This is a genomic window from Mesorhizobium hunchu (assembly GCF_040081975.1).
Classification (GTDB): domain Bacteria; phylum Pseudomonadota; class Alphaproteobacteria; order Rhizobiales; family Rhizobiaceae; genus Mesorhizobium; species Mesorhizobium hunchu.
Genome location: NZ_JBEBMG010000001.1, coordinates 628,369 through 654,204, shown reverse-complemented (window position 1 = coordinate 654,204; position 25,836 = coordinate 628,369). Strand labels below are relative to the sequence as shown.

The window sequence follows — 25,836 nt, the reverse complement described above, 5'->3', positions numbered from 1 at the left end:
AAACAGGAGACGACGATGATCGACTATCGGAAGAACGAAGGCGGGATTCTGGAGATTTCCGTCACGGGCAGGCTCACCAAGGAAGAGATCGATGCGGTCTGGGCGCGCATGAAGGCGGACATGCTGCCGGCGGCAAGGTGAAGGTGCTGGAGGTGATACGGGATTTCGAGGGGATGGATTTCGACGCGATGTGGGAAAATCTGCGCGTCGGCCTGCCGATGGCCGACCGTGTCGGCCACATCGCGATCGTGACCGACCGCAAATGGATCGCAGCGCTGACCGGACTGGCCAGCGCGTTCATGTCGGCCGAGACGCGAACCTATGAACCCGACCAGCTTGCCGAGGCTCGCGCCTGGCTGGAAGCGGCCTGAGGCGGCCGCGGCATGGTTTCCAACCTCTCAACGAACATGGTGAACCGTTCGTAAACCATTTATGCCTAGGGTCCGTTGATGGGCACACGGCTTCGGCCGGGAGGCGAGCGGGCTGGGATGGTTGTTTCGCGTTTCCTGAAATGGATATACACGGCGAAGGTCGCCGAGCGCGCGGCGGCGGCCGCGGCGCTGGCCCGTGCCTATGTGAATGCCGACCTGCCTTTCGAGGATCGCTGCGCGGCCGAGGCGGCGCTGACGTTCCTTCTCGACGACGCCTCTTCCAAGGTGCGTCAGGCAATGGCCGAGGCCCTGTCCATGAGCCGGCACGCGCCGCTCCATGTCGTCACGGCGCTGGCGGCGGACCAGCCGGAAGTGGCCGGCGTCGTGCTGGCGCGCTCGCCGCTGCTGTCCGACGCCGACCTGATCGACCGTGTCGCCGGCGGCAGCAGTGCCACGCAGGCGCTGATCGCCGACCGGCCGGTCGTCTCCATGCAGCTTTCGGCCGCCATCGCCGAGATCGGCGACGCGGAGCCCTGCGTCGTGCTTCTGGCCAACAACGGCGCCGATATCGCCTCGCTCAGCTTCCGCCGCATGGCGGAGCGGCACGGCCATGTGGCGGCCGTGCGCGAGGCGCTGATCGCCGATTCCAGGCTGCCGGCCGATTGCCGCCACATGCTTCTGGTCAGGATCGGCGAGGCGCTCAAGGGATCGCCGCTCGTTCTGGCGCTGATGGGGCAGGCGAGGGCGGACCGGTTGATGCGCGACGCCTGCATCAAGGCCTCCGTCACCCTGATCGACGGCACGCAGCCGCAGGAACATGCTGCGCTGGCGGAGCATCTGCGTCTGCGTGGTGACCTGACGGCGAGCTTCATCGTGCGCACGCTGGCGCACGGCAAGGTCGACTTCTTCGGCTCGGTTCTGGTGGCTTTGACCGGGCAGGCGGAGCAGCGGGTGAGGGCGCTTCTTGCGGGCGGCCACGACACGGCGCTGCAGGCGCTGTTCGCCAAGGCAGGACTTTCCCTTTCCACCCACGCCATCCTGATCCGCGCCCTGAAAGTGTGGCGCGAGGTCGCCAACGGCAAGCGCGTCGCCGGCGTCCAGGAAGTGAGCTGGCTGATGCTGAAAGAACTCGGCGGGCAGGCCGCCCAGGGCGAACTGGCGTCGCTGGTGAAGGCGATCCATCTCGACGCCCTGCGCGAGAATGCGCGCGGCCATGCGCTTGCCATCGCGGCGGCCTGAAGCGCGGTCTCACGCCCTTCGAAAGAATTCCGGGTAGTCTTCCAGAGCGGCCGCGATGATGCGGAATGAGGCTGCTGCCTGCAGGCTGTCCTCCGTCTCGACAATGGCGATCGCGGCGGCCTGGCTCCTGATGGCGGCGACCGTATGGGCGAGATCGCCGGGTGCACGGACGATCATCTCGCGCGCCAGAAGCTTCAGGAAGCCGGCCACCGTCTGCGCGGCTTCCGGCGGCAGGCCGCCCGCGGCCAGCACCTTGCGCAGACGCAATGTCTCCAGTCCGACGGCAACGGAAACGATGCTTCCGCCGAAGACCTTGTCCGCCTTCCGGCCTATGCGCTGCGCGAACGGCATAAGCTGGCTGACGCGGTCATAGGCGAGGCTTTCGAATGCGGCACGCCGCGGCATCCTTTCGTGCAGGCACAGCCGCACGAGATCCTCGCGCATCGACCTGGTGATGTTGTCGACCATCGCCCACGGATTTGCTGGCAGGACCGTCAGATAGACGCCGATGGCGATCAATTCGCCGACGAGGATCGCGAGCGAGCCGGCCAGGAAGGGCGCGGGATCGTATGTCATGACCTGATGGGGACTGAGGAAGGCGAGGAAGTTTATGGCAAAGGCAGTCGCCACGCCGACAAGGCGCGGACTGGCCATCGCCAGGGCCGCCGGCACCATCACCGGCACAATGAACACCATGAACCAGCCGAAGCCGGGGAATGTTGGCAGGGCATACTGGCCGACGACGAAAGCCACCGGCAAGGCGATGAGCGTTCCCTTGAAGAACCCCCAGGCGACCTGAACGGGGTCGGGACGTGGCGCGAAAAGGCTGGCGACGACCGCGACGATGATGACAACGCCGGTCAGCTCGGCCGAACGCGTGGCGAGCCAGAAGGCGGCGACCAGCGTCGTCGCGATCATGGCGCGGACGGCGTTGCGGGTGGCGGCCCGATAATCGCGATGGATCACAAGTGCCGGCTGGCGGCGGTCGCGCTTGCGGCCCGACGGCGGCGCTCCCAGGGCGTCGAGGCCGCGCAGGATCTCCTTCAGCGCATTGGCGAAGTCGGCTGCGACCACGAGCCGGGTCACCGCGCCCATTGGGTCAGGATCGTTCCTGGCGGCGGACAGGCGGCGCGCCCTGGCTTCGATGTCCGCCAGACGCTCGATCCACGGCGCTGTATCGTCGAGCGCGCCCGGCGTCCGCGCCAGCTCCTCCAGCAGCGCGCGCAGTTCGCCGCGCACGGCAAGGCGTGGCGCATCCGCGGGGCGCGGGTGGTCATGCAGCATGTGCGCTGCCGACAGACAGGACAGCAGATGGCCGATGGTCCGGCGCACCGGATAGGCGCGCGTCGCCTGACTAGGGGCTTCCAGCCGTGCATAGGCGCGCATCTCGCCCAGCGTCTGCGCTTCCGCGATCAGCTTGCGGTAGAGCGTCTCGAGTCGGGCGGGATCGTCGCCGGCGAAGGAGCTTTTGGTGTAGTCGGCGAGGTCGAGGATGGAGCGGCGCAGGCGCGCCCGCATCGCGTCGCTCGCCAGTTGCGGCAGGATGAGCCGGCTGGTGACGCCCGCACAAACGATGCCCAGAACGATTTCCGCACAGCGCGCAGCGGCGAGTTCGGCAAGAAGATGCGGCTGGCCGAAGGCCGGCAGGCCGATGATCATTGCTGTGTAGCCGGCCAGGGCGGCGCCGTAGGCTTCCGGGTTGCGCAGAAGGGACGAGACATAGGTGCTGAGGCCGATCCACAGCGACAGCGCCGCGACCAGCAGCCAGGCGTTGCCGCCGCAAGCCTTCGCAATGGCGAGGGCGGCGCCCGCGCCGACGATCGTTCCAAGCATCCGGTAGAAGCCCTTGGCGAGCACCATGCCGGCAACCGGTTGTGCGACGATGAATACCGTCATCATCGCCCATTGCGGATGCTCCAGGCCGAGCCAGTAGGCGGTAAGCAGTGCGATGAGACCCGCAGAGACGGTGCGAAGCGCGAAAATCCAGTCCGATCGGGTCGGGCTGGCCAGGCTGGCGAGCCATTTTCCGAGACTGTTCCGCAACCGCTTCATGCGCCTACGTCACCCGAAGGCCGGCGGGCGGTCAATCGTCTGCCGACTCAGATGTCCAGTTCGTCCGCTTCGGCGAATTCGGCGCGTTCCTGGATGAAGCGGAAACGGGCCTCCGGCTTCGTGCCCATCAGCGCATCGACGGCACTCTTCGTGGCGGTCTCCTCGTCCAGCACATCGACACGAAGCAGCGTGCGCTTCCTGGGGTCCATGGTGGTTTCCTTGAGCTGGTGCGCCATCATCTCGCCCAGGCCCTTGAACCGGCCAATCTCGACCTTGCCGCGTCCGGTGAACTCGGTTTTCAGCAATTCGTCCTTGTGCGCGTCATCACGCGCATAGGCGACCTTGCCGCCCTGGCGGATCGAGTAGAGCGGTGGCACGGCCATATAGAGGTGACCGCCCCGGATGAGGTTCGGCATCTCCTGGTAGAAGAAGGTGATGAGCAGCGAGGCGATGTGGGCGCCGTCCACGTCGGCGTCGGTCATGATGATGACCCGGTCGTAGCGCAAATCCTCGTCGCGGTATTTCGAGCGCGTCCCGCAGCCCAGCGCCTGGACGAGATCCGATATCTGCTGGTTGGCGTTGAGCTTGTCGTTGCCTGCCGAGGCGACGTTGAGAATCTTGCCGCGCAACGGCAACACCGCCTGCATGGCGCGGTCGCGCGCCTGTTTGGCCGAGCCGCCGGCCGAGTCGCCTTCGACGATGAAGATTTCCGCGCCGGCGGCGGCGTTCTGCGTGCAATCGGCCAGCTTGCCGGGTAGGCGCAGCTTGCGCACCGCGCTCTTGCGCGACACTTCCTTTTCCTGCCTGCGCCGCACACGCTCGTCGGCGCGCGCGATCACCCAGTCGAGCAGCTTGGAGGCTTCCTGCGGGTTGGCCGCCAGCCAGTGGTCGAACGGGTCTCGCATCGCGTTCTCGACGATGCGGATCGCCTCGATCGTCGCCAGCCGGTCCTTGGTCTGGCCGACGAATTCCGGCTCGCGGATGAACACCGAGAGCATGCCGGCTGCCGAGATCATCACGTCCTCGGAGGTGACGACGGAAGCGCGCTTGTTGCCGATCAACTCACCATAGGCCTTGAGGCCGCGCGTCAGCACGTTGCGCAAACCGGCCTCGTGCGTGCCTCCCTCATGGGTGGGGATGGTGTTGCAGTAGGAATGGAGGAAGCCGTCGCCGCCATACCAGGTGACGGCCCATTCGAGCGAGCCGTGGCCGCCCTGCTTCTCGCTTTTTCCCGAAAAGACGTCGCGCGTGACCTGGAAATCGTCGCCGAGCGTGCTTTTCAGATAATCCTGCAGGCCGCCGGGGAAATGGAACTCGGCCTTGGGCGGCGTGTCGTCCTTTTCCTTGAGCATCGACGGGTCACACGACCAGCGGATGTTGACGCCGCCGAACAGATAAGCCTTGGAGCGCGCCATGCGGTAGAGCCGGGCCGGCTCGAAGGCGGCGTTCTTGCCGAAGATCTCCGGATCGGGGTGGAAGCGGGTGCGCGTGCCGCGGCGGTTGTGCACGTCGCCGAGGTTTTCCAGCGGTCCCTGCGGGATGCCGCGCGAGAAGCGCTGGCGGTAGAGTTGGCGGCCGCGCGCGACTTCCACCTCGCAGACATCGGACAGCGCGTTGACCACCGAGACGCCGACGCCGTGCAGGCCGCCGGAGGTCTCGTAGACCTTCGAGTCGAATTTACCGCCGGCATGCAGCGTGGTCATGATGACTTCGAGCGCCGACTTATCCTTGAATTTCGGATGCGGATCGACAGGGATGCCGCGGCCGTTGTCGGTGACGGTGAGGAAGCCGTCGGCCGAAAGCTCGACCTCGATGAAGGTGGCGTGGCCGGCCACCGCCTCGTCCATCGAATTGTCGATTACTTCCGCGAAGAGATGATGCAGCGCCTTGTCGTCGGTGCCGCCGATATACATGCCGGGCCGCCGGCGCACCGGTTCCAGCCCCTCTAGCACTTCGATCGCACTGGCGTCATACGCATCGCTGGCGTCGCGCGGGGCAGGCTTTTTCGCAGCGGCGGCCGCCCGCACCAGCGGGTCGGCCGGACGGCTGGAGGTTACGGGCGCGGCCTGCTGCTTGTCAGGACTGCCGAAAAGGTCGTTCATGTCATCCATGCGCGTCGAGGTCTCGATGTCGCGAATCACCAATGATAATGCCATGCCCGGAGTGTCGTGGCACAGGGGTTCTTATTCCGTTCATGCTTGCCGGGAAAGAGCGGATCGAAGGCATGGACGTGCAATATCCGGACAGGAAATGCAAATTGCGGCAATCCGGGTAATCCTCTGAAAAGCATTCTCGCATAGGGTCGCTTCCGGTTGCGCGCTGGGGGATCGAACCTGCTTGATTTCACGTCTCTGCTGCTGGCGGTCGGCTTCTCGGGCGTTTGCCTGAGCGCGACCCTGCTCGGCGTGTGGACGTCGGCGCGACGAGACAGCTTTCTGCTGACCTGGGCGAGCGGCGTCATGCTCCTTGTCGGCCATGTGCTGGCCTACTGGACCTATGTGCAGTCGCCGTCGATTTCCTTGCTGTCCGTCGTCCTTTGGCTTCTTGCCGTCGGACTTGCCATGCTTTACGGCGCCGCTCACCAATTCTGCGCGAGGCGATCGCCGCTTGGACCGTCGCTGCTTGCCGCAATCCCGGTCATCCTCCTCGAAGCTACTCTGCTTCTTGCCGGTTACGACGGCGCGGCCATGGTGGTGGAGAACGCCGGTGCGCTCGTCGTGCTCGGCCTGACGGCGTCGATCTATTTCCGGCACCGGCGCGATGCACCGATCCCGATGGTCGCGCTGGCTCTGATGTATGCAGCCTGCGGCGTGTCCTTCGGCCTGTGCGGAATGATGCTGGTGGTCGGTCGCGAATGGGTGATCGGCCACGCGCCGAAGAACTGGGCGGAGGACCTGAGCATCATGGTCGCCGTCGCGAGCATGACAGGCATCGGCGCGCTGTCGCTCGGACTCAACCAGGCACGCAACGCGGCGCGCCATCGCGTCGCGTCGCTGATCGACCCGCTGACGGGGGCCATGAACCGACGGGCGCTGTTCGACCGCTACGGCGATCGACCCTTCGGCGCCTTCATGGCGATCGTCATGTTCGACCTCGACCATTTCAAGGGCATAAACGATACCTATGGCCATGCGCTGGGCGATGAGGTGTTGCGCCGCTTCGCCGAGGTCGCGAGACGCCATCTTAGATCCTCTGACGATCTGGTCAGGCTTGGCGGCGAGGAGTTCGCATTGCTCATGCCGCGCGTCACGGAAGAGGACGCGCAGGGGCTGGCCCGTCTGATCTGCGGCGAGTTCGCGGCGAGTTCGTTTGCCACGGAGACCGGCACGCTATCGTGCACGGTCAGTGCGGGAATAGGCTTCGGCCGGGCCGAAGGGGCGAAGCTAGAAGAGGTCCTGCACAGAGCCGACGCCGCGCTCTATGCAGCCAAGCGCGGCGGCCGCAACCGCATCGAGTTCAAGAAGTGGCGGCTGGTCGGCTGATCCGCCGAGACGGTAGCCCTCTCCTTCTGCTACGCTACTCGGCCGCGTCCGTGTATTCGCTCAGCGGCGGGCAGGAGCAGACGAGGTTGCGGTCGCCGGCGACGTTGTCGATGCGCGAGACGGGCGGCCAGTATTTCGAGGCCAGTTCCGCATCGCCGGCCGGATGGGCGGCTTCCAGGCGCGAATAGGGATGGCTCCAGTCGCCCGCCAGCACTTCCGCAGCCGTGTGCGGAGCGTTGACCAGCGGATTGTCCTCCTTCGGCCATTCGCCCTTCGCCATCTTGCCGGCCTCTTCCGCGATGGCGATCATCGCCTCGCAGAAGCGGTCGAGCTCGCGCTTGGGCTCCGACTCGGTCGGCTCGACCATCAGCGTGCCGGCAACCGGCCAGGACATGGTCGGCGCATGGAAGCCGTAGTCGATCAGGCGCTTGGCGACGTCTTCGACGGAAATGCCGGCGCTGTCCTTCAGGACCCGCGTGTCGAGGATGCACTCATGCGCGACGCGCTCGTTGCGGCCCTTGTAAAGGACGGGAAAGTGCTGCTCCAGTCGGGCGGCGATATAATTGGCCGACAGGATGGCGTTTTCGGTCGCCTGCTTCAGGCCTGCGGCGCCCATCATGCGGATATACATCCAGGTGATCGGCAGGATCGAGGCGCTGCCGTAGGGCGCCGCCGACACCGGATGCTTCGTGCCGTGGTCGATATGGCCGGGCAGGAAGGGCGCCAGATGCTTCTTGACGCCGATCGGGCCGACGCCGGGGCCGCCGCCGCCGTGCGGAATGCAGAAGGTCTTGTGCAGGTTCATGTGGCAGACGTCGCCGCCGATGTCGCCGAGCCGCGCCAGGCCGACCAGCGCATTCAGGTTGGCGCCGTCGAGATAGACCTGCCCGCCGTGGTCATGGACGGCCTGGCACAGTTCCCTGATGCTTTCCTCGAAGACGCCGTGCGTCGACGGGTAGGTGATCATCACGGCAGCGAGGTTCGCCGCGTGCTCGGCCGCCTTCGCCTTGAGGTCTCCCACGTCTATGTCGCCGGCTTCGGTGCATTTCACCACCACCACCTGCATGCCGGCCATCGCCGCGCTCGCCGGATTGGTGCCGTGGGCGGAAGAGGGGATCAGGCAGATGGTGCGCTGCGGCTCGCCGCGCGCGGCATGGTAGTGGCGGATCGCCATCAGGCCGGCATATTCGCCCTGGCTGCCGGCATTCGGCTGCAGCGAGACGGCGTCGAAGCCGGTGATCTCGGCCAGCCATTTCTCCAGGTCGTCGGTCATCGCCTTGTAACCCTGCGAATGCGCCTTGGGCGCGAAGGGGTGCAGGTTGGCGACGCCGGGCCACGAGACGGGGAGCATCTCGGCGGCGGCGTTGAGCTTCATGGTGCAGGAGCCGAGCGGGATCATGGTGCGGTCGAGGGCAAGGTCCTTGTCGGCCAGCTTGCGCAGGAAGCGCATCATCTCGGTCTCGGAGCGGTTTTCGTGGAAGACCGGCTGGGTGAGGAAATGTTTTGCGTCGCGCGCCTTGCCGGGCAGGCTACGGTCGCCCCTGGCCGAAACCGTCGCGCCGAACAGCGCGGCGATTGCGGCGAGGTCTTCCTCGGTGGACGTTTCGTCGAAGCTGACGCCGACATGATCGGCATCGACCATGCGCAGCAGGCGTCCGTCCTTTTGCGCCGACTGGGCCAATTCCTTGGCATTGCCTTTCACCTCGACGGTGACGGTGTCGAAACGCTTGTCGCCGAGCACGGTGAGGCCGGCTGCCTTGAGGCTGGCCGCCAGCCGCGCGGCGAGGCCGTGGACGTGGCCGGCGATCGCCTGCAAGCCCTCCGGCCCGTGCCAGATCGCGTAGGCGGCGGCCATGTTGGCGAGCAGCGCCTGCGCGGTGCAGATGTTGGAGGTCGCCTTGTCGCGGCGGATGTGCTGCTCGCGCGTCTGCAGCGCGAGGCGGTAGCCGGGGCGGCCGTGGGCATCAACGGACTGCCCGACCAGGCGGCCGGGCATCAGCCGGGTGAGCTTGTCGGAGACGGCGCAATAGGCGGCATGCGGGCCGCCGAAGCCGATCGGCACGCCGAAGCGCTGCATGGAACCGACGGCGATGTCGGCGCCAAGGCTGGCCGGCGTGTCGGAAATCGTCAGCGCCAGCGGGTCGGCGACGAAGATGACGACGGCGCCGGCAGCTTTCGCCTCCTCGATCTTCTTTCCGTGATCGCCATAGATGCCGTAGGTGTCGGGCCAGGCGACGACAAGCGCCGCGGTATTCTCGTCGATGGTGTCGCCGTCGAGTTCGAGGCCGAGCGGTTCGGCGCGGGTGGCGACCACGTCGCGGGTCTGCGGGTGCGGCTCTCCGGCGAAGGCGATCTTGCTGCGCTTGTCCTTGTGATGGCGGACGGCGATGCCGACCGCCTCCGCCAGCGCCGTCGCTTCATCCAGAAGCGACGCCGACGCCACCGGCAGGCCGGTGAGTTCGGTCACCAGCGTCTGGAAATTGAACAGCATCTCCAGCCGGCCCTGGCTGATCTCGGCTTGGTAGGGCGTGTAGGCGGTGTACCAGGCCGGGTTCTCGAACAGGTTGCGCAGGATCACCGGCGGCACATGCGTGCCGTGATAGCCGAGCCCGACGAAGCTCTTCAGCACGACGTTCGCGGCCATCTTCCCGGCCAGTTCGGCCAGCGCCTCGGCTTCGCTCGCGGGTGCAGGCAGGTCGAGCGGACGGTCGAGCCGGATCGATTTCGGCACGGTCTGCGAAATCAGCGTTTCGATGGACGGCACGCCGAGCGCGGCCAGCATGGCGCGCTGGTCGGCGACGCCGGGGCCGATGTGACGGGTGGAGAAGGCTGCGGACGTCATGATGTCAGGTTCCCGTTCAGCCGATATGGGCTTTGTAGCCGGCCTCGTCGAGCAGGCCCGAAAGCTGGCTCTCGTCGGCGAGCTTCATCTTCCACAGCCAGCCGTCGCCGGTGGCGGCGGAATTGACCAGCGCCGGGTCGGAGGACAAGGCCTCGTTGGCTGCGGTGATCTCGCCGTCCACGGGCGCATAGACGTCCGAGGCCGCCTTGACGGATTCCACGACCACGGCCGTGTCGCCCTTGGAAAGCGTTTTGCCCACTTCTGGCAGTTCCACGAAGACGAGGTCGCCGAGCTGTTCCTGCGCGTAGTCGGTGATGCCGACGGTGGCGACGCCGTCTTCGACGCGCAGCCATTCATGGTCGGTGGTGAAGTAGGTCTTTGCCATCGAGATCATCCTTTGCGGTAGCGATGCTGCGTGAAGGGAAGGGCGGCGACGTCGACGGGGATTTTCGTCCCGCGCACGTCGGCGAAGAGTTGTGTTCCGGGTTTGGCGAGCGTCGTCGCGACATACCCCATGGCGACGGGATGGCCAGCCGAAGGGCCGAACCCGCCGGAGGTGACGTGGCCAACGGGATTGCCGTCGGCATCGGCCAGCGGCGCCCCGGCGCGCACCGGCTGGCGACCTTCGGGTTTCAGGCCGACGCGCTTTTGCGCAGGGCCTTTTTCGAGGATGGCGCGCAGGGCGTCGGCGCCGATGAACATCCCGGAGGCGCGAAGCTCCTTCGGGATCGCCCACATGAGTGCCGCGCTCGCCGGGTCGGTTTCGGGCGAAAGGTCCTGGCCGTGAAGGCAGAGCCCGGCCTCCAGCCGCAGGCTGTCGCGGGCGGCGAGGCCGATCCATTGCACGCGGTCGTCGCTCAGCAGCTTTCCCGCCAGTTCGCGCGCGTCGCCTTCCGGCAAGCCGATCTCGAAGCCGTCCTCGCCGGTGTAGCCGGAGCGGCTCATGAACCAGTCTTCGCGCGGCTCGACGCCGTGCATGAAGGTGAGCGCGCCCGTCTCGATGCCGGCGGCGTTGAGCGCGGCCTCGGCTTCCGGCCCCTGGATCGCCAGGAAGACACGGTCGAGCGGTTCGACCCTGGCGTCGAAGTCCTTCGCAAGCGTCTTCAGATGGGCTTCGTCGGCGACGGCGTTGCCGGCATTGGCGACGACCATGAAGCGGGTATCGCCGAGCCGCGTGACGATGAGGTCGTCGAGGATGCCGGCTTTCTCATCGAGGAAGAAGGTGAGCTTGGACTGCGACGGCTCCAGCACGCCTGCATCGATGGGGCAAGCGCGGCCGAGCAGCGCCGCCGCACCCGATCCCGTCACGAGGAAGAGCTTCATGTGCGAGATGTCGAACAGGCCGACATGCTCGCGGGTGTGAAGGTGCTCCTTCATGACGCCGGCCGGGTAGGTCAGCGGCATGGACCAACCGGCGAAGGCGCCGAATTTCGCGCCTGCCGCCTTGTGCAGATCTTCGAGGGGTAGAGCTTTCAGGGTATCGTCGCCCGCCATGACTTCTCCAGAACAGCACGCTTCCGGCCACCCCATGCGGCCAGTCCGTGCCCCTCTGTCTGAAGCCTGAGAGACTCGGCACCCCGGAACTCTGTCGGGAAGCCTTACACCTTCGGCGCGAGGCACATGCCCCGACTTTCCAGAGTGTCGTTACCGCTTACGGTTCTTTTGCCTGAGAGATTTCGGGCGATTTCCCCTTCGGCGGCAGCAAGCGCTGCTCTCTCCCGCAAACGGCTGAGGCTTCGCGAAAAGCCCCTGACGACTCATCCATAGCCTGCCCGCGACGCATTGTCACCTGCCAGCGACGCAAGAAGATCGTCTTGCCCTGGAGGCCGGTCAATCCGCTGAGGGTTGCGTCAGCTTGTCGAGCCGGTTCTCGATATGATGGATTAGCTGTCCCGTTTCGGCATGCAACAGCTTGAGCTTCGCCAATTGCTCGCCGACCAGTTTTGCCGACGATGGGTCTTCCGGGTCGGCGGGGGCGGTTCCCAGGCCGTGCAGCAGCCAGGAAAGGCTCACATTCACCAGCCCCGCCAGCCGGTTCATGCGCTGCGCGCTGGGTTGCGAGCGATCGCACTCCCATGCCCTGACCGTGGGGGCGCTGACCCCCAGCCGCCATGCGAGTTCCTTGGTGGTCAGGCCGCTCGCCTCGCGGGCACGCGAGAGCCTGCCGCCGAACGTATCCAGATCCTGTTCCTGTTCAAAGATATTCGTGGTGTCGGACACCCGAAGCACCTCCTTTTGATCGGTTGAAGGGAATGGCGCCGGTCGCCGCGACCGGCCGCTAAAGCATGGCCACCCCCGCCGCCGATCGCAAGGCTTGAAACCGATTTTCTGCGCAAGCTGCTGTAATCGAAAGGAATTAATTGCCTGTTGGATGCCGGCCGTCAGATGCCACCGTACCAGTCGTAGCCATTGTCCTCCCAATAGCCACCGCGACCGCCGCCCACGGCAGCGAAGGAGGAAACCAGTTCGATCCTGCGGACGTATTTGGGCTGCTTGTAACCCAATTGCCGCTCGACGCGCACGCGCAGAGGCGCGCCGTTTTCGACCGGCAGCGCCTTGCCGTTGCAGCCGTAGGCGAGGATCGTCTGCAGATGGCGGGCATCGACCAGGTCGATCGTGCCGTAATATTTGATGCTGTTGCCGGACAGATCGCGGTCGATGGTGTCCATGCAATGGAACATCACATAGCGAGCCTCGGGCTTGACGACGGCCTGGTCGAGAACGAGCGAGAGCGGCGTGCCGGTCCATTTGGCAATACAACTCCAGCCCTCGACGCAGTCGTGACGGGTGATCTGGGTGCGCGAGGGCATGGTGCGGAGCTGGTCGAGCGACAGGGACAGCGGCTTCTCCACGAGCCCGACGACGTCCAGCCGCCAGTCAGCGAAGTTGTTGGCGAGAAGGCTCTTGTAGGCATCGTCGTCCGGCGAGGTCACGCCGTTCGGCCGCATGGGCTGGCGGATGTCGGCCTCGGTGTATTCCGTCGCCAGCCGGTTTCCGGCCAGCAGGCGCTGCGCCCGCCAGGTCAGGTCGTTGGCGCCTTCGAGGAAAGAGCGCAGCCCGTCGCCCATGCCGAGATGCCCGTCGAAGGCGTCGCAGCCGCCAAGCAGCAGGCCGGATGTGCCGACGCCGGCGGCAGTCAGGAACTTGCGGCGGTTGATCTGGAACTTCGCCATGTCAGGCGCCTCGCTTGTCGTTGGCGTCGTCCCGTTCGGGCGGGTCGGTGCGATACCAGCCGGTGACGATCGAGCGCAGTTCGTTGAGCGGTCCGGCGGCGAGGATCATCAGCATGTGCACGATGAAGAAGAGGACCAGCAGCGTCATGACCGTGAAATGGATAGTGCGCGCCGTCTGGCGTCCGCCGAAGACTTCGTTGAGGAAGGGCAGCACGGAATCCATCGAGGGCGACATGGCGAAGCCGGTGAGGATCATCAGCGGCAGCAGGATGAACAGTACGCCGCCATAGGCGAGCTTCTGCAGCGTGTTGTATTCGCGCACATGATGGAATTTCAGCTTCACATGGTCGATCACGTCGCGCGGCAGGCTGCGGATATCGGCCGCGCGCGGCACGAGATCGCGCCTTATGTGCCCGTTCACGAGACTCGCGACCAGCCACACGAGAAGGGTGGCGCCGAGCACCCAGGCGAAAAAGAAGTGGACGACGCGGGCGGTGCCGAGATCGTAATAGGAGGGGATGGTGGCCCAGGACGGGAAGGCGCGGGCGCGCTCGCGTCCGGGCGGCCCCGACCAGCCGAGCACGCCGGTGGTGTCGAACTTGTGGCCGAAGATTTTCGTAAAGCCGCGCGGTCCCCTGTCGGTGTTCTCGGCGCCGATCTGCAGGATCGTGTTGTCGTAGCCGAAGCCGGACTCCTGGCCGATATAGAGTTGCGGCCGCGCGTTGAAGATCTGCAGGCCCGACAGAAGCAGGAAGAACAGCGCAACCGCCCAGGTCCAATGGGTCAGTCGCGTCCAGCGCGACTGTCGATAGACGAGCGGGCCTTGCCGCATCTGCACGGACCGTTCCAGTTCGGTCTCGCGACTTGCCGTGGTATCCATTGTCCGCTCTCGGGCTCGATCCGTATTCCGGGTTCACAGCCTAGTACGGTTGTGAAGGACGCGGTGTTTCGGCCTGATCACGACTATGTGTTCGTCAGCTTCCCAGACTGACCGCGAGATTGACCGCCGCCGCGACGATCACCGTGTTGAAGAAGAAGGAAACGACGGAATGCATCAGCACGATGCGGCGCATCTGCGTGGTCGAGACCTCGGTGTCGGAGGTCTGCGACGTCATCCCGACGGTGGTGGAAAAATAGAGGAAGTCCCAGCCTTCCGGCCGTTTCTTGCCGGCGAAGACAAGTCCGCCGATCGGTACCCGGTCCTTCGAGTTGCTGCCGGAGTCGGTTTCCTCGTCGTCCATCCAGAACACATGGGCGTAGTGCAGCGCCGTCATGGCGTGGATGGTGAACCAGCCGAGCGGTATCGACAGCAGACCGAAGGCGAGTTCGACGGGACGCGGGCTGCCCTTGCTGTTGATGAGCATGAACAGCGACACAAGTGCGGCGGCGACGGCAGCGGCGGTGATGAGGAAAATGAGCAGCACCGGCAGGTCGGCGGCGCGCGCCCGTCTGCTCAGATAGTCGGCCGTCAGTCTCGGCATTTCCCTGAGCACAAGGCCGATGTAGACCGCGAAAGCGACATCGGAACCGACCGGCAGGGCAAGCCGCGCGCCGAACAGGCCGGCGACGACAGCGGCGATGATGCCGCACCCCGCCGCCAGGACGAATTGCAGATGACGCGACAGGAAAATGTTTTCTGAAAGCGGCATGGGATCAGTCGTGCCCTAGCTCGCCGCCTTCGTCGCGCGCCGCAGGATGCGGTCGAGTTCGCCGAGGAAGCGGGACCGATCCTCGCGCGAGAAGGAGGCATTGTAGCCTTTGCTCTCGCCGGTCTCGCGCAGGTGCTGCTTCAAGTCTCGCATGGCGACCGCCATGCCGATGGTCTCGGCGGTGAAAGGACGCCCGGTTGGCCCCAGAACATGGCACCCGAGCGCCACCGTGCGGGCGGCAAGCGGAATGTCGGCGGTCACCACGACGTCGCCGGTCCTGGCATTCTCGACGATCCAGTCATCGGCCGCGTCGGCCTTTTCCTTGGCCACGACGACCATGCGCACCATCGGGTCGCGCGACGGCCTCAGGCCGCCGTTCGACACCATGATGACGGGAATGCCGTGACGCTCGGCGACATCCAGTACCTCCTGCTTGACGGGACAGGCGTCGGCGTCGACCAGGATCTGCGGTCCTGCGCTCAAGCCGGCAGCGCGCCCGACTTCTTCGCCGTCCATTCGGCGATGTAGTCCATCAGGCCCGGCGAGAGGCAGTCATAAGGCTCGAGCCCGGTCTTTTTCAGCCTGTTGCGGATGCCCTTCATCTTCGCCGGTTGGACGCCGGCCTCGATGATCGAGGAGACGAAGGCGGCGAAGCCGGGCGGCGCCCAGCCGCTTTCCTGGAAGCGTTCGGGATGGATGAAGCTCAGGCCCTGGAACGGATGCTCCCGCTCGACCGGGCCGTACATATGGACGCCGCAGGCGCGGCAGGCGTGACGCTGGATCAGCGCCTTCTTGTCCACCACCTTGAGCTTGGACTTGTTGGCGGTCACCTTGACGTTGTCGCTCGGCACCACGGCGACGACCGAAAACAGCGCGCCTTCCGGTTTCCAGCATTTCGTGCAGCCACAGGCGTGGTTGTGCGCGACCTGGCCGGTGATCTCGACTTCCACCGGATTGGTGATGCAGGCGCACACAAGCGTGCCGCCCTTGAAGCGGGCGCTTTTCTTCGGCAGGCCCTTGTCGATGCTCGGATGCAGTTTCTCAGCCATTCTGTCCTCCCTGTTGACGTTTCAACGGAAGTCGTCGGCCTGGGCCTGATGCCCGCGGGTCGGCGGCTTTGCTCCTCACTTAGTAGATCACAACGCTGCGGATCGACTTGCCCTCGTGCATCAGGTCGAAGCCCTTATTGATGTCCTCCAGCCTCAGCGTATGGGTGATCATCGGGTCGATCTCGATCTTGCCGTTCATATACCAGTCGACGATCTTCGGCACGTCGGTGCGGCCGCGCGCGCCGCCGAAGGCGGTGCCTCTCCAACTGCGGCCGGTGACGAGCTGGAAGGGGCGCGTCGAAATCTCCTGGCCGGCGCCGGCGACGCCGATGACGATCGACTGCCCCCAGCCGCGATGCGAGCATTCCAGCGCCTGGCGCATGACGGTGACGTTGCCGGTGCAGTCGAAGGTGTAGTCGGCGCCGCCGATCTGGTCGGCGCCGCGCTTGGTCATGTCGACGATCTCGGTGACGACATTGTCGACCTTCTTCGGATTGACGAAGTGAGTCATTCCAAAGCGTTCGCCCCATTCCTTCTTGTCGTCGTTCAGGTCGACGCCGATGATCATGTCGGCGCCGGCGAGCTTGAGGCCCTGGATGACGTTGAGGCCGATGCCGCCGAGGCCGAACACGGCGGCGGTCGCGCCCTGTTCCACCTTGGCCGTGTTGAGCACGGCACCGACGCCGGTGGTGACGCCGCAGCCGATGTAGCAGATCTTGTCGAAGGGCGCGGCCGGGTCGACCTTGGCCACCGCGATCTCCGGCAGAACGGTGAAGTTGGAAAAGGTCGAGCAGCCCATGTAGTGGAAGATCTTGTCCTTGCCGATGGAAAAGCGCGACGTGCCGTCCGGCATCAGGCCCTGACCCTGGGTGGCGCGGATGGCGGTGCACAGGTTGGTCTTGCGCGACAGGCAGGACGGGCACTGGCGGCATTCGGGCGTGTAGAGCGGGATGACGTGGTCGCCCTTCTTCACGGAAGTCACGCCCTTGCCGACGTCGACCACCACGCCGGCGCCCTCATGGCCGAGGATGGCCGGGAAGATGCCTTCCGGATCGGCGCCCGAGAGCGTGAACTCGTCGGTATGGCAGATGCCGGTCGCCTTGATCTCGACCAGCACCTCGCCCTCGCGCGGCCCTTCCAGGTCGACCTCCATGATCTCCAGCGGCTTTCCGGCGGCAACGGCGACGGCGGCACGGGTTTTCATTCGTTTCTCCCTGAAGGCTCTTTCGCTCGAGGCTATCAGCCGCCCGGCTCCCAGCAAAGACGAGAGCGACATAAATTTCGCCTGCCGCGTCATCCCTTGGTCGGCTTGAGCGCCATCGGGGAAATTCCTAAAAGGAAATTCCAGCCGGAGGACCAAGCCCCGATGTTCAAGAAGATCCTGATCGCCAATCGCGGCGAGATCGCCTGCCGCGTCATCAAGACGGCGAAGAAGATGGGCATCGCCACCGTGGCCGTCTACTCCGACGCCGACCGGGACGCGGTGCATGTGGAGATGGCGGACGAGGCGGTGCATATCGGCCCGGCGCCGGCGGCCGAGAGCTACCTGGTGGCGGAAAAGATCATCCAGGCCTGCAAGGATACCGGCGCCGAAGCCGTACACCCCGGCTACGGCTTCCTGTCCGAGCGCGCGTCCTTCTGCGCGGCGCTTGAGAAAGAAGGGATCGTCTTCATCGGGCCGAAGGTGAAAGCCATCGAGGCGATGGGCGACAAGATCGAATCCAAGAAGTTCGCCAACGCCGCGAAGGTCTCGACCGTGCCGGGCTTTCTCGGCGTCATCGAGGATGCTGACCAAGCGGAAAGGATTGCCGGCGAGATCGGCTATCCGGTGATGATCAAGGCGTCCGCCGGCGGCGGCGGCAAGGGCATGCGCATCGCCTGGTCGAAGGACGAAGTGCGCGACGGCTTCGACCGCGCCCGTTCGGAGGCCAAAAGCTCCTTCGGCGACGACCGCGTCTTCATCGAGAAATTCGTGGTCGATCCGCGCCATATCGAGATACAGGTGCTGGCGGACAGCCAGGGCAACGCCATCTATCTGGGCGAGCGCGAATGCTCGATCCAGCGCCGCAACCAGAAAGTGGTGGAGGAGGCCCCGTCGCCGTTCCTGGACGAGAAGACCCGCAAGGCGATGGGCGAGCAGGCCGTGGCGCTGGCAAAAGCCGTCGACTACCAGAGCGCCGGCACGGTCGAGTTCATCGTCGACAAGGACAGGAATTTCTACTTCCTTGAGATGAACACGCGGCTGCAGGTCGAGCATCCGGTGACGGAACTCGTCACCGGCGTCGACCTGGTCGAGCAGATGATCCGCATCGCCTTCGGTGAAAAGCTTTCCATTCGGCAGGAGGATGTGACGCTGACGGGCTGGGCGGTCGAGAGCCGGCTCTATGCGGAAGACCCTTATCGCAATTTCCTTCCGTCCATCGGCCGGCTGACGCGCTATCGTCCGCCAAGCGAAGGCCGCTTCGGCGATGTGGTCGTGCGCAACGACACCGGCGTCACCGAAGGGTCGGAAATCTCGATGTTCTACGATCCGATGGTCGCCAAGCTCTGCACATGGGCGCCGAGCCGCGTCGAGGCGATCGACGCCATGGCGACGGCGCTCGATGAATTCGTGGTGGACGGCATCGAGCACAATATCCCGTTCCTTTCAGCCCTGATGCAGCATCCGCGCTGGCGCGAGGGGCGGCTCTCCACCGGTTTTATTGCCGAAGAGTTCCCCGACGGTTTCCATCCGCGCCAGCCCGACAGGGCGGAGATGACGGTTCTGGCGGCGGCGGCCACGGCGATCGAAATGCTGCGCCGCGACCGCCTCGACCGGTTGAGTGGCCGCCTCGCGCCGCATTCGGGCGAGGCGAAGGCCGATTGGGTGGTGAAGATCGACGACAGCTATGTCGACGTGAAAATGACCGAGGGAATGCCCGGCACGCCTTTCGAGGCGGATTTCGCCATCGACGGCGCGAAGCCCGTCACCGTCGTCTCCGACTGGCGGCCGGGCGATCCGGTCTGGGTCGGCGTCGTCGGCGGCAGGCCGGTGTCGATCCAGGTGCGGCCGCTCCAGAACGGCAACAGGCTGGCCTGGAACGGTTTGTCGGTGACGGCAAAGGCCATGCTGCCGCGCACGGCGGAACTGGAGAAGCTGATGCCGGTGAAGGTGCCGCCGGACACTTCGAAGCTGCTGTTGTGCCCGATGCCGGGCCTCGTCGTCTCCATCGCGGTCAATGAGGGGCAGGAGGTCAAGGCCGGCGAGACGCTTGCGGTGGTCGAGGCCATGAAGATGGAAAACGTGCTGCGCGCCGAGCGCGATCTCACCGTGGCGAAGCTCAACGCCAAGGCGGGCGACAGCCTGGCGGTCGACGCCGTCATCATGGAGTTTGCGTGAACGGAAGATACCGGCACGGTCTCAATCGCGCGGGGTGACCGAGGGTTTGCCCGGCCTGACTGCGGGCGGCACTTCGACATTGTCGATGAGGCGCGTATCGCCGAGCCACGCCGCGACCAGCAGGCGGGCAGGGCGATCGAAGACATCAAGCGGCGAAAGATCGGCCTCCGCGCGCATCTCCAGATATTCCACGTCGCGGAAGCCAGCAGTGAGGATGGCTTCCCTGGCCCTCTCCAACGTCAAGGCGGCCGATGCGCCGGCGTCGAGACGATTGGCTGTCGAAATGAGGATTTGCGCAAGCTTCGGCGCGATGGCGCGCTCCGCCGGGGACAGGCGTGCATTGCGCGACGACAGAGCCAGCCCGTCCGGCTCGCGCACGGTGGGGCAGGCAATGACCTCGATCGGTATGTCGAGGTCGCGGGCCATGCGCCGCACGACATGAAGTTGCTGGAAATCCTTCTCGCCGAAGAAAGCGCAGTCCGCTCCCGTTTGCAGGAACAGTTTCGCCACGACCGTCGCCACGCCGTCGAAATGCCCGGGCCGGAACGCGCCGCACAGGCCTTCGCTGACGCCCGCTACCGAAACCGTCGTGGCGAAACCCTCGGGATAGACCTGATCGGCGTCGGGCGCGTAGAGCAGGTCGGTCCCGAGCGGGGCGAGCCTGGCCGCGTCCGACTCCTCGGTGCGCGGGTAGGCGGCGAGGTCGGCCGGGCTGTTGAACTGCCGGGGATTGACGAACAGCGTGACGATCACCCTGTCGGCCTCGGCGAGCGCCGCGCGCACGAGGCTGAGGTGGCCTTCATGCAGCGCGCCCATGGTGGGCACCACGGCGATCCGCGCGCCCTCTCGGCGCCATCCGGCGGTGATGTCGCGCAGTCCGGCCAGGGTGCGCACGATCGGAATTTGTCCACTCATCAGGCGTTATCCGCAACACCGGTCGCCGGCGCGTCACCGAAAACATGGTCCGGCGCCGGAAAGTGCCTTGCGCGGACTTCCTGTGCATAGGCGGCGATCGCCTGCTCGGCCTGCCCGCCAAGCTCGGCGTAGCGCTTCACGAATTTCGGGCGGAAATCGCCGAACAGGCCGAGCAGGTCCTCGGTGACGAGAATTTGCCCGTCGCAGGCGGGCGAGGCGCCGATGCCGATGGTCGGAACCGCGATCTCCTGCGTGATGCGGCGCGCCAGCGGTTCCGGTATCTTCTCCAGAACGACGGCGAATGCGCCGGCTTCCGAGACGGCGGCGGCGTCGCGCCGGATGCGCTCGCCGTCGTTGCCGCTTCCCTGCAGGGCGTAACCGCCGAAGGCATTGACCGCCTGCGGCGTCAGGCCGACATGGGCCATCACCGGAATGCCGCGTCGCGTGAGGAAGGCGATGGTCTCGGCCATGATCTCCCCGCCCTCGAGCTTGACCGCGCCGCACCCGGTCTCCGCCATCAGCCGGGCGGCGCTGCGGTACGCCTGTGCCGGGCTTTCCTCATAGGAACCGAAAGGCATGTCGACGACCATGAGCGCAAATTGCAGGCCGCGCCGCACCGCCTTGCCGTGCATGACCATCATGTCCAGTGTCACGCCGAGCGTGGAGGGGAGCCCATGCAGCACCATGCCGACGCTGTCGCCGACCAGAACGACGTCGCAATGCGCATCGGCCAGCCTCGCCATCGGCGTCGTGTAGGCTGTCAGGCAGACCAGCGGCGTCCGACCCTTGGCCGCCGTCACCCGTGGCGGCGTCATCGCCGTGCTGCGCCCTGTTGCACTCATGTCTCTTCCCCTGCGTCAACACCGGAACCTGGCATATTTTTATGCACATGCGAAAGGATTTTGTGCATGTGCGAAGAGCGCGGCGCATGCGTTCGCGACGGCGTTGACGTTCGTTGTGGTGATAGCCACTTGTTTGGACTGGACCCGGTTGCCGGCTTCCCCGACAATGTGCGTACCGACTCTCCAGATGCGATTTCCATGACCCGCGAGCGAACCTCCAGAGACCCGATCCTGCGAAGCGCGGCAGCCGCGCGAACTCCGAGCGGGGCAGGTGAAGCGCAAAACCGCGCGTTCATCCATCTGCGGGTGCATTCGGCCTATTCGCTGCTGGAGGGCGCCCTGCAACTCGGCAAGATCGTCGGCCATGCGCTGAAGGACGAGGCGCCGGCCATCGCGGTCACCGACACCAACAATCTGTTCGGCGCGCTCGAATTCGCCCAGAAGGCGTCGAAGGAGGGCGTTCAGCCGATCCTGGGCTGCCAGCTCGATCTGGCGTTTTCGGGGGAGCCGTCAGACGGGCAGCGCGACCGCCGCCGCCAGGGTCCCGAACTGAAGCCGGTCGTGCTGATCGCGGCGACGGAGGAGGGGTACGCCAATCTGGTGCGGCTGGTCAGCAGCGTCTATCTCGATACGCCGCCCGGCGAGCCGGTTCATTTGACGAGCGGGATGATCGAAGGCCGTGCGAACGGGCTGATCTGCCTGACCGGCGGTCCGCGCGGTCCGATCGGAAGTGCGTTGAAGGAAGGACATGCCGACCTCGCCGAGTCGCGGCTTTCGACGCTGAAGCAATTGTTCGGCAACCGGCTCTATGTCGAGCTGGAGCGCATTGCGGGTTACGACCGCGGCGTCGAGAAGAGCACGATCGATCTCGCCTATCGCCATGAACTGCCGCTCGTCGCCACCAACGAGGCTTTCTTCCAGGTGCGCGAGGACTACGAGGCGCATGACGCGCTGATCGCGATTGCCGAAGGGTCGGTCATCGCCGTCGACAACCGCCGCCGTCTTTCGCCGGACAACTATCTCAAGAGCCAGGCCGAGATGGCGGCGCTGTTCGAGGATCTGCCGGAAGCGCTGGACAATACCGTCGAGATCGCGCGGCGCTGCTCCTATTACCCGAAGAACCGCAAGCCGATCCTGCCGCGCTTCACCGGCGCCACGGACGATGCCGAGGCGGCGGAGCGGGCCGAGGCCGACGAATTGCGCCGCCAGGCGCAAGAGGGCCTGCATGCGCGGCTGGCCGCGCACGGCCCGGTCGCGGGCCAGACCGTCGAGGACTACGAGAAGCGCCTGGAATACGAACTCGGCGTCATCGAGAAGATGAAGTTTCCCGGCTACTTCCTGATCGTGTCGGACTTCATCAAATGGGCGAAGGCGCACGACATACCGGTCGGGCCGGGGCGCGGCTCGGGCGCGGGCAGCCTCGTCGCCTATGCGCTGACCATCACCGACATCGATCCGCTGCGCTTCTCGCTGCTGTTCGAGCGCTTCCTCAATCCCGACCGCGTGTCGATGCCGGACTTCGACATCGATTTCTGCCAGGACCGGCGCGAGGAGGTGATCCGCTACGTGCAGGGCAAGTACGGCCGCGACCAGGTCGGCCAGATCATCACCTTCGGAACCTTGCAGGCCCGCGCCGTGCTGCGCGACGTCGGCCGCGTGCTGCAGATGCCTTATGGCCAGGTCGACCGGCTGACCAAGATGGTGCCGCAGAACCCGGCCAATCCGGTCAAGCTCGCCGACGCGATCGCCAACGAGCCGCGTTTCGCCGAGGAGGCGGAGAAGGAGCCGATCGTCCAGACCCTGCTCGACATGGCGCAGAAGCTGGAAGGGCTCTATCGGCACGCTTCCACCCACGCCGCCGGCATCGTCATAGGCGACCGGCCGCTGTCGGAACTGGTGCCGATGTACCGCGATCCGCGCTCGGACATGCCGGTCACCCAGTTCAACATGAAATATGTCGAGCAGGCCGGACTGGTGAAGTTCGACTTCCTCGGCCTGAAGACGCTGACCGTGCTGGAAACGGCGGTGAAGCTGATCCGCCGCCGCGGCGTCGACATCGATCTGGCGACGATCCCGCTGGACGACGAAAAGACCTACCAGATGCTGTCGCGCGGGGAAGTGGTCGGCGTGTTCCAGGTGGAATCGGCCGGTATGCGCAAGGCGCTGATCGGCATGAAGCCGGACCGCATCGAGGACATCATCGCGCTGGTGGCGCTCTACCGGCCCGGCCCGATGGAGAACATCCCGACCTACAACGCCCGCAAGCACGGCGAGGAGGAGACGGCCTCCATCCATCCCAAGATCGACCATCTGGTGAAGGAGACGCAAGGCGTCATCGTCTACCAGGAACAGGTGATGCAGATCGCGCAGGAACTGGCCGGCTATTCGCTCGGCGAAGCCGACCTGCTGCGCCGCGCCATGGGCAAGAAGATCCGCGCCGAGATGGACAAACAGCGCGAGCGCTTCGTCACCGGCGCGGTCGAGCGCGGCGTGTCGAAGCAGCAGTCCGACTTCATCTTCGACCTTCTGGCCAAGTTCGCCGACTATGGCTTCAACAAGTCGCACGCCGCGGCCTATGCGGTCGTGTCCTACCAGACGGCGTATCTGAAGGCGCATTATCCGGTTGAGTTCCTGGCCGCGTCGATGACGCTGGACATGGCCAACACCGAAAAACTGTCGGACTTCCGACAGGATGCGCTGCGGCTCGGTATAGAAGTGGTCGCGCCGTCGGTGCAAAGCTCGTTCAGGCCGTTCGAGGTGGGCGAGAACAAGATCTTCTATTCGCTGGCGGCGCTGAAGGGCGTCGGCGATGCCGCCGTCGAGCATATCGTGGAAAAGCGCAAGGACGGCCCGTTCAAGAGCCTCGCCGATTTCTGCGAGCGCGTCGACCCGAAGATCGTGGGAAAGCGCGTTTTCGAAAGCCTGATCATGGCGGGCGCGCTGGACTGTTTCGGACACGACCGCGCGGCGATGATGGCTGGCGTGGAGCGCATGATGGGCCTTGCCGCGCTTGCCCAGCAGAACGCGGTGTCGGGCCAGCACGACATCTTCGGCGCATCGCTCGGCAGCCAGAGCGAGGCGCTCAACCTTCCGGCGGCCGAGCCCTGGCTGCCCGCCGACCGGCTGCACAGGGAGTTCCAGGTCGTCGGCTTCTATCTGTCGGCGCATCCGCTCGACGAGTACCGCGCGGCGCTGGAGAAGCTACGGGTGCAGACCTGGGCCGAGTTCTCCGCCGCTGTCAAGCGCGGCGCCACCGCAGGCCGGCTGGCCGGCACCGTCACCTCCAAGCAGGAGCGCAAGACGCGCACCGGCAACAAGATGGGCGTGGTCAATTTCTCCGACACCACCGGCCAGTATGAGGCGGTGATGTTCTCGGAGACGCTGGCGCAGTACCGCGACATGCTGGAGGCCGGCAAATCCGTGGTCATCATCGTGAAGGCGGAGGATCGGCCGGAAGGCGTCAACCTGCGCATCGAAGGCGTGCAGTCGCTGGAAGATGAGGCGAGCCGCATCCAGAAATCGCTGCGCATCTTCGTGCGCGACACCGGTCCGATCGAGTCGGTCTCCGCCCGCCTCGGCCAGAAGGGCGAGGGCGAGGTCAGCATCGTCGTCATCAAGGAAGCCGGGCAGGGCGAGGTGGAGGTGGCCCTGCCGCATCGCTACCGGATCGACCCGCGCATCGCTTCCGCGATCAACGCCGTGCCGGGGGTCATCGAGGTGGAACTGGTCTGAAACCGGCGCATCGCGTCCACGTCTCGCGGCTGGGCGTGGCAGGGCAGGGGCTTGCGCACAATCCTTTCGTTCCCATTCCAAAGACGTGAAAGGTTCCCATGCGAATCATCATCTACGGCGTCGGCGCGGTCGGCGGCACCATCGCCGTCCAGTTGAGTTCGGCGGGATATGAGGTTCTCGGCATAGCGCGCGGACGCCAGCTCGAAGCCGTCCGGCAAGGCGGACTCACGCTCCATACGCCGCAAGGATCGCGGAGCGCGCGGTTTCCCGTCCACGAGCATCCGGCGGAGATTGGTTTCCGGTCCGGCGACGTCGTCTTCCTGACCATGAAGGGGCAGGACACGCCCGATGCGCTGATGCAGTTGAAATCAGCGGGCGCGTCGGGCCTGCCGGTGTTCTGCTTCCAGAACGGCGTCGCGAACGAACCCCTGGCGCTCCGCTTCTTCGCTGACGTCTACGGCGCCACGGTGATGCTGCCGGCGGAGATGAACGCGCCGGGCGAAATCTCCGCCTATTTCAGCCCGAAGCCGGGCGGCTTCGACATCGGGCGCTTTCCGTCGGGGATAGACGGTATGGCGAGGGACGTCGGGCACGCTCTCGAGACGGCCGGATTCATCGTGACGCTTCGCGAAGACGTGATGGCAAGCAAGTATCGCAAACTATTGATGAACCTGCGCAATATCGTGGAGGCCGCAATCGGCGACGAGACGGTCCGGGACGAATGGTCGAAGCGGGCGCGGATCGAGGCCGAGGGCGTATTGAGGGCCGTCGGCATCGCCTGGGACCAGACGGACTCGGCCGCACGCGATATCCTCAAGGTCACCGACATCGAGGGGCGCAAATCGTCGGGCTCGTCCACGTTCCAGAGCGTGGCGCGCGGAACGGGGTCGGTCGAGACCGACTACCTGAACGGCGAGATCGTCCTGCTCGGGCGCCTGCACGGCATCGCCACGCCCGTCAACTCGGCGTTCTGCCGGCTGTCCACCGAACTGGCAAGCGGCCGCAGGAAGCCGCGATCGGCCGGCGACGACACGATCCATCGCCTGCTTGCGCAGGAGCGGGCGCCCTGAACGGCGTGTCCCGTGCGGAACATGACTGTCTAGGCGGCCAC

21 protein-coding genes and 1 riboswitch are annotated in these 25,836 nt (G+C 65.7%); of the genes, 7 read left to right on the top strand and 14 right to left on the bottom strand.

The features are described from left to right. Positions 1-15 precede the first annotated feature (15 nt). The 3 genes from ABMA46_RS03175 (at position 16) to ABMA46_RS03165 (ending at position 1,610) form a co-directional block, all read left to right on the top strand. Positions 16-141, top strand: a complete 126-nt coding sequence (locus ABMA46_RS03175) for a hypothetical protein (protein ID WP_348997818.1) — start codon at positions 16-18, stop codon at positions 139-141. Between the two features lie 2 nt (positions 142-143). Then, positions 144-371, top strand: a complete 228-nt coding sequence (locus tag ABMA46_RS03170) for a SpoIIAA family protein (protein ID WP_348997817.1) — start codon at positions 144-146, stop codon at positions 369-371. Positions 372-488: 117 nt separating this feature from the next. Next, positions 489-1,610 (top strand): DUF2336 domain-containing protein, encoded by a 1,122-nt coding sequence (locus tag ABMA46_RS03165; protein ID WP_348997816.1) that lies wholly within the window; start codon positions 489-491, stop codon positions 1,608-1,610. Positions 1,611-1,619: 9 nt separating this feature from the next. On the opposite strand, the gene ABMA46_RS03160 is transcribed toward ABMA46_RS03165, so the two are convergent. Beyond that, the gene (locus tag ABMA46_RS03160; RefSeq protein WP_348997815.1) at positions 1,620-3,662 is read right to left on the bottom strand and encodes an FUSC family protein; all 2,043 of its coding nucleotides are present in this window, start codon (positions 3,660-3,662) and stop codon (positions 1,620-1,622) included. 47 nt (positions 3,663-3,709) lie between these two features. Next, positions 3,710-5,773 carry a DNA topoisomerase IV subunit B gene (gene parE, locus ABMA46_RS03155; RefSeq protein ID WP_348997933.1) on the bottom strand — a complete coding sequence of 688 codons (2,064 nt, stop codon included), beginning with the start codon at positions 5,771-5,773 and terminating at the stop codon, positions 3,710-3,712. Between the two features lie 201 nt (positions 5,774-5,974). Here parE and ABMA46_RS03150 point away from each other — a divergent pair, with 201 nt between their 5' ends. Continuing rightward, positions 5,975-7,144, top strand: coding sequence for a GGDEF domain-containing protein (locus tag ABMA46_RS03150; RefSeq protein WP_348997814.1), 1,170 nt, complete (start codon positions 5,975-5,977; stop codon positions 7,142-7,144). A 34-nt stretch (positions 7,145-7,178) separates the two neighbouring features. Here the strand turns inward: ABMA46_RS03150 and gcvP are convergent, their stop codons facing one another. From gcvP to ABMA46_RS03100, 10 genes are all read right to left on the bottom strand, one after another. Then, entirely contained in the window at positions 7,179-9,989 is a 2,811-nt protein-coding gene (gene gcvP / locus ABMA46_RS03145) for an aminomethyl-transferring glycine dehydrogenase (RefSeq protein ID WP_348997932.1), read from the bottom strand. 13 nt (positions 9,990-10,002) lie between these two features. Then, positions 10,003-10,371, bottom strand: a complete 369-nt coding sequence (gene gcvH, locus ABMA46_RS03140; RefSeq protein ID WP_348997813.1) for a glycine cleavage system protein GcvH — start codon at positions 10,369-10,371, stop codon at positions 10,003-10,005. 5 nt (positions 10,372-10,376) lie between these two features. Further along, positions 10,377-11,480, bottom strand: a complete 1,104-nt coding sequence (gcvT, locus tag ABMA46_RS03135) for a glycine cleavage system aminomethyltransferase GcvT (RefSeq protein WP_348997812.1) — start codon at positions 11,478-11,480, stop codon at positions 10,377-10,379. Positions 11,481-11,630: 150 nt separating this feature from the next. Next, positions 11,631-11,717, bottom strand: a riboswitch (glycine riboswitch). Positions 11,718-11,816: 99 nt separating this feature from the next. Beyond that, positions 11,817-12,206: a helix-turn-helix domain-containing protein gene (locus tag ABMA46_RS03130; RefSeq protein WP_348997811.1), complete on the bottom strand. Its 390-nt coding sequence runs from the start codon at positions 12,204-12,206 to the stop codon at positions 11,817-11,819. 161 nt (positions 12,207-12,367) lie between these two features. After that, positions 12,368-13,159 carry a molybdopterin-binding protein gene (locus ABMA46_RS03125; protein ID WP_348997810.1) on the bottom strand — a complete coding sequence of 264 codons (792 nt, stop codon included), beginning with the start codon at positions 13,157-13,159 and terminating at the stop codon, positions 12,368-12,370. Between the two features lies 1 nt (position 13,160). Continuing rightward, entirely contained in the window at positions 13,161-13,991 is an 831-nt protein-coding gene (locus ABMA46_RS03120) for a cytochrome b/b6 domain-containing protein (RefSeq protein ID WP_348997931.1), read from the bottom strand. Positions 13,992-14,133: 142 nt separating this feature from the next. Beyond that, entirely contained in the window at positions 14,134-14,808 is a 675-nt protein-coding gene (locus ABMA46_RS03115) for a DUF1345 domain-containing protein (protein WP_348997809.1), read from the bottom strand. 15 nt (positions 14,809-14,823) lie between these two features. Continuing rightward, on the bottom strand, positions 14,824-15,291 hold the full coding sequence (locus ABMA46_RS03110; protein ID WP_348997808.1) for a YaiI/YqxD family protein: 468 nt from the start codon (positions 15,289-15,291) through the stop codon (positions 14,824-14,826). Beyond that, a complete protein-coding gene (gene gfa / locus ABMA46_RS03105; RefSeq protein ID WP_348997807.1) occupies positions 15,288-15,857 on the bottom strand; it encodes an S-(hydroxymethyl)glutathione synthase in 570 nt (189 codons plus the stop codon). Before gfa ends, ABMA46_RS03110 begins: the two co-directional genes overlap by 4 nt. Positions 15,858-15,936: 79 nt before the next feature. Then, the gene (locus ABMA46_RS03100; protein ID WP_348997806.1) at positions 15,937-17,061 is read right to left on the bottom strand and encodes an S-(hydroxymethyl)glutathione dehydrogenase/class III alcohol dehydrogenase; all 1,125 of its coding nucleotides are present in this window, start codon (positions 17,059-17,061) and stop codon (positions 15,937-15,939) included. A gap of 162 nt (positions 17,062-17,223) precedes the next feature. On the opposite strand from ABMA46_RS03100, the gene ABMA46_RS03095 reads away from it, so the two are divergent. Then, positions 17,224-19,236 (top strand): acetyl-CoA carboxylase biotin carboxylase subunit, encoded by a 2,013-nt coding sequence (locus ABMA46_RS03095; RefSeq protein WP_348997805.1) that lies wholly within the window; start codon positions 17,224-17,226, stop codon positions 19,234-19,236. A gap of 21 nt (positions 19,237-19,257) precedes the next feature. Here ABMA46_RS03095 and panC read toward each other — a convergent pair whose 3' ends face one another. Next, positions 19,258-20,151, bottom strand: coding sequence for a pantoate--beta-alanine ligase (panC, locus tag ABMA46_RS03090; protein WP_348997804.1), 894 nt, complete (start codon positions 20,149-20,151; stop codon positions 19,258-19,260). Then, a complete protein-coding gene (panB, locus tag ABMA46_RS03085) occupies positions 20,151-20,993 on the bottom strand; it encodes a 3-methyl-2-oxobutanoate hydroxymethyltransferase (RefSeq protein ID WP_348997803.1) in 843 nt (280 codons plus the stop codon). The genes panC and panB overlap by 1 nt, the downstream gene beginning before the upstream one ends. 198 nt (positions 20,994-21,191) lie before the next feature. On the opposite strand from panB, the gene dnaE reads away from it, so the two are divergent. Then, positions 21,192-24,725 (top strand): DNA polymerase III subunit alpha, encoded by a 3,534-nt coding sequence (gene dnaE, locus ABMA46_RS03080; RefSeq protein WP_348997802.1) that lies wholly within the window; start codon positions 21,192-21,194, stop codon positions 24,723-24,725. A gap of 98 nt (positions 24,726-24,823) precedes the next feature. Next, positions 24,824-25,795 (top strand): ketopantoate reductase family protein, encoded by a 972-nt coding sequence (locus tag ABMA46_RS03075; RefSeq protein ID WP_348997801.1) that lies wholly within the window; start codon positions 24,824-24,826, stop codon positions 25,793-25,795. The last annotated feature ends 41 nt before the right edge of the window (positions 25,796-25,836 follow it).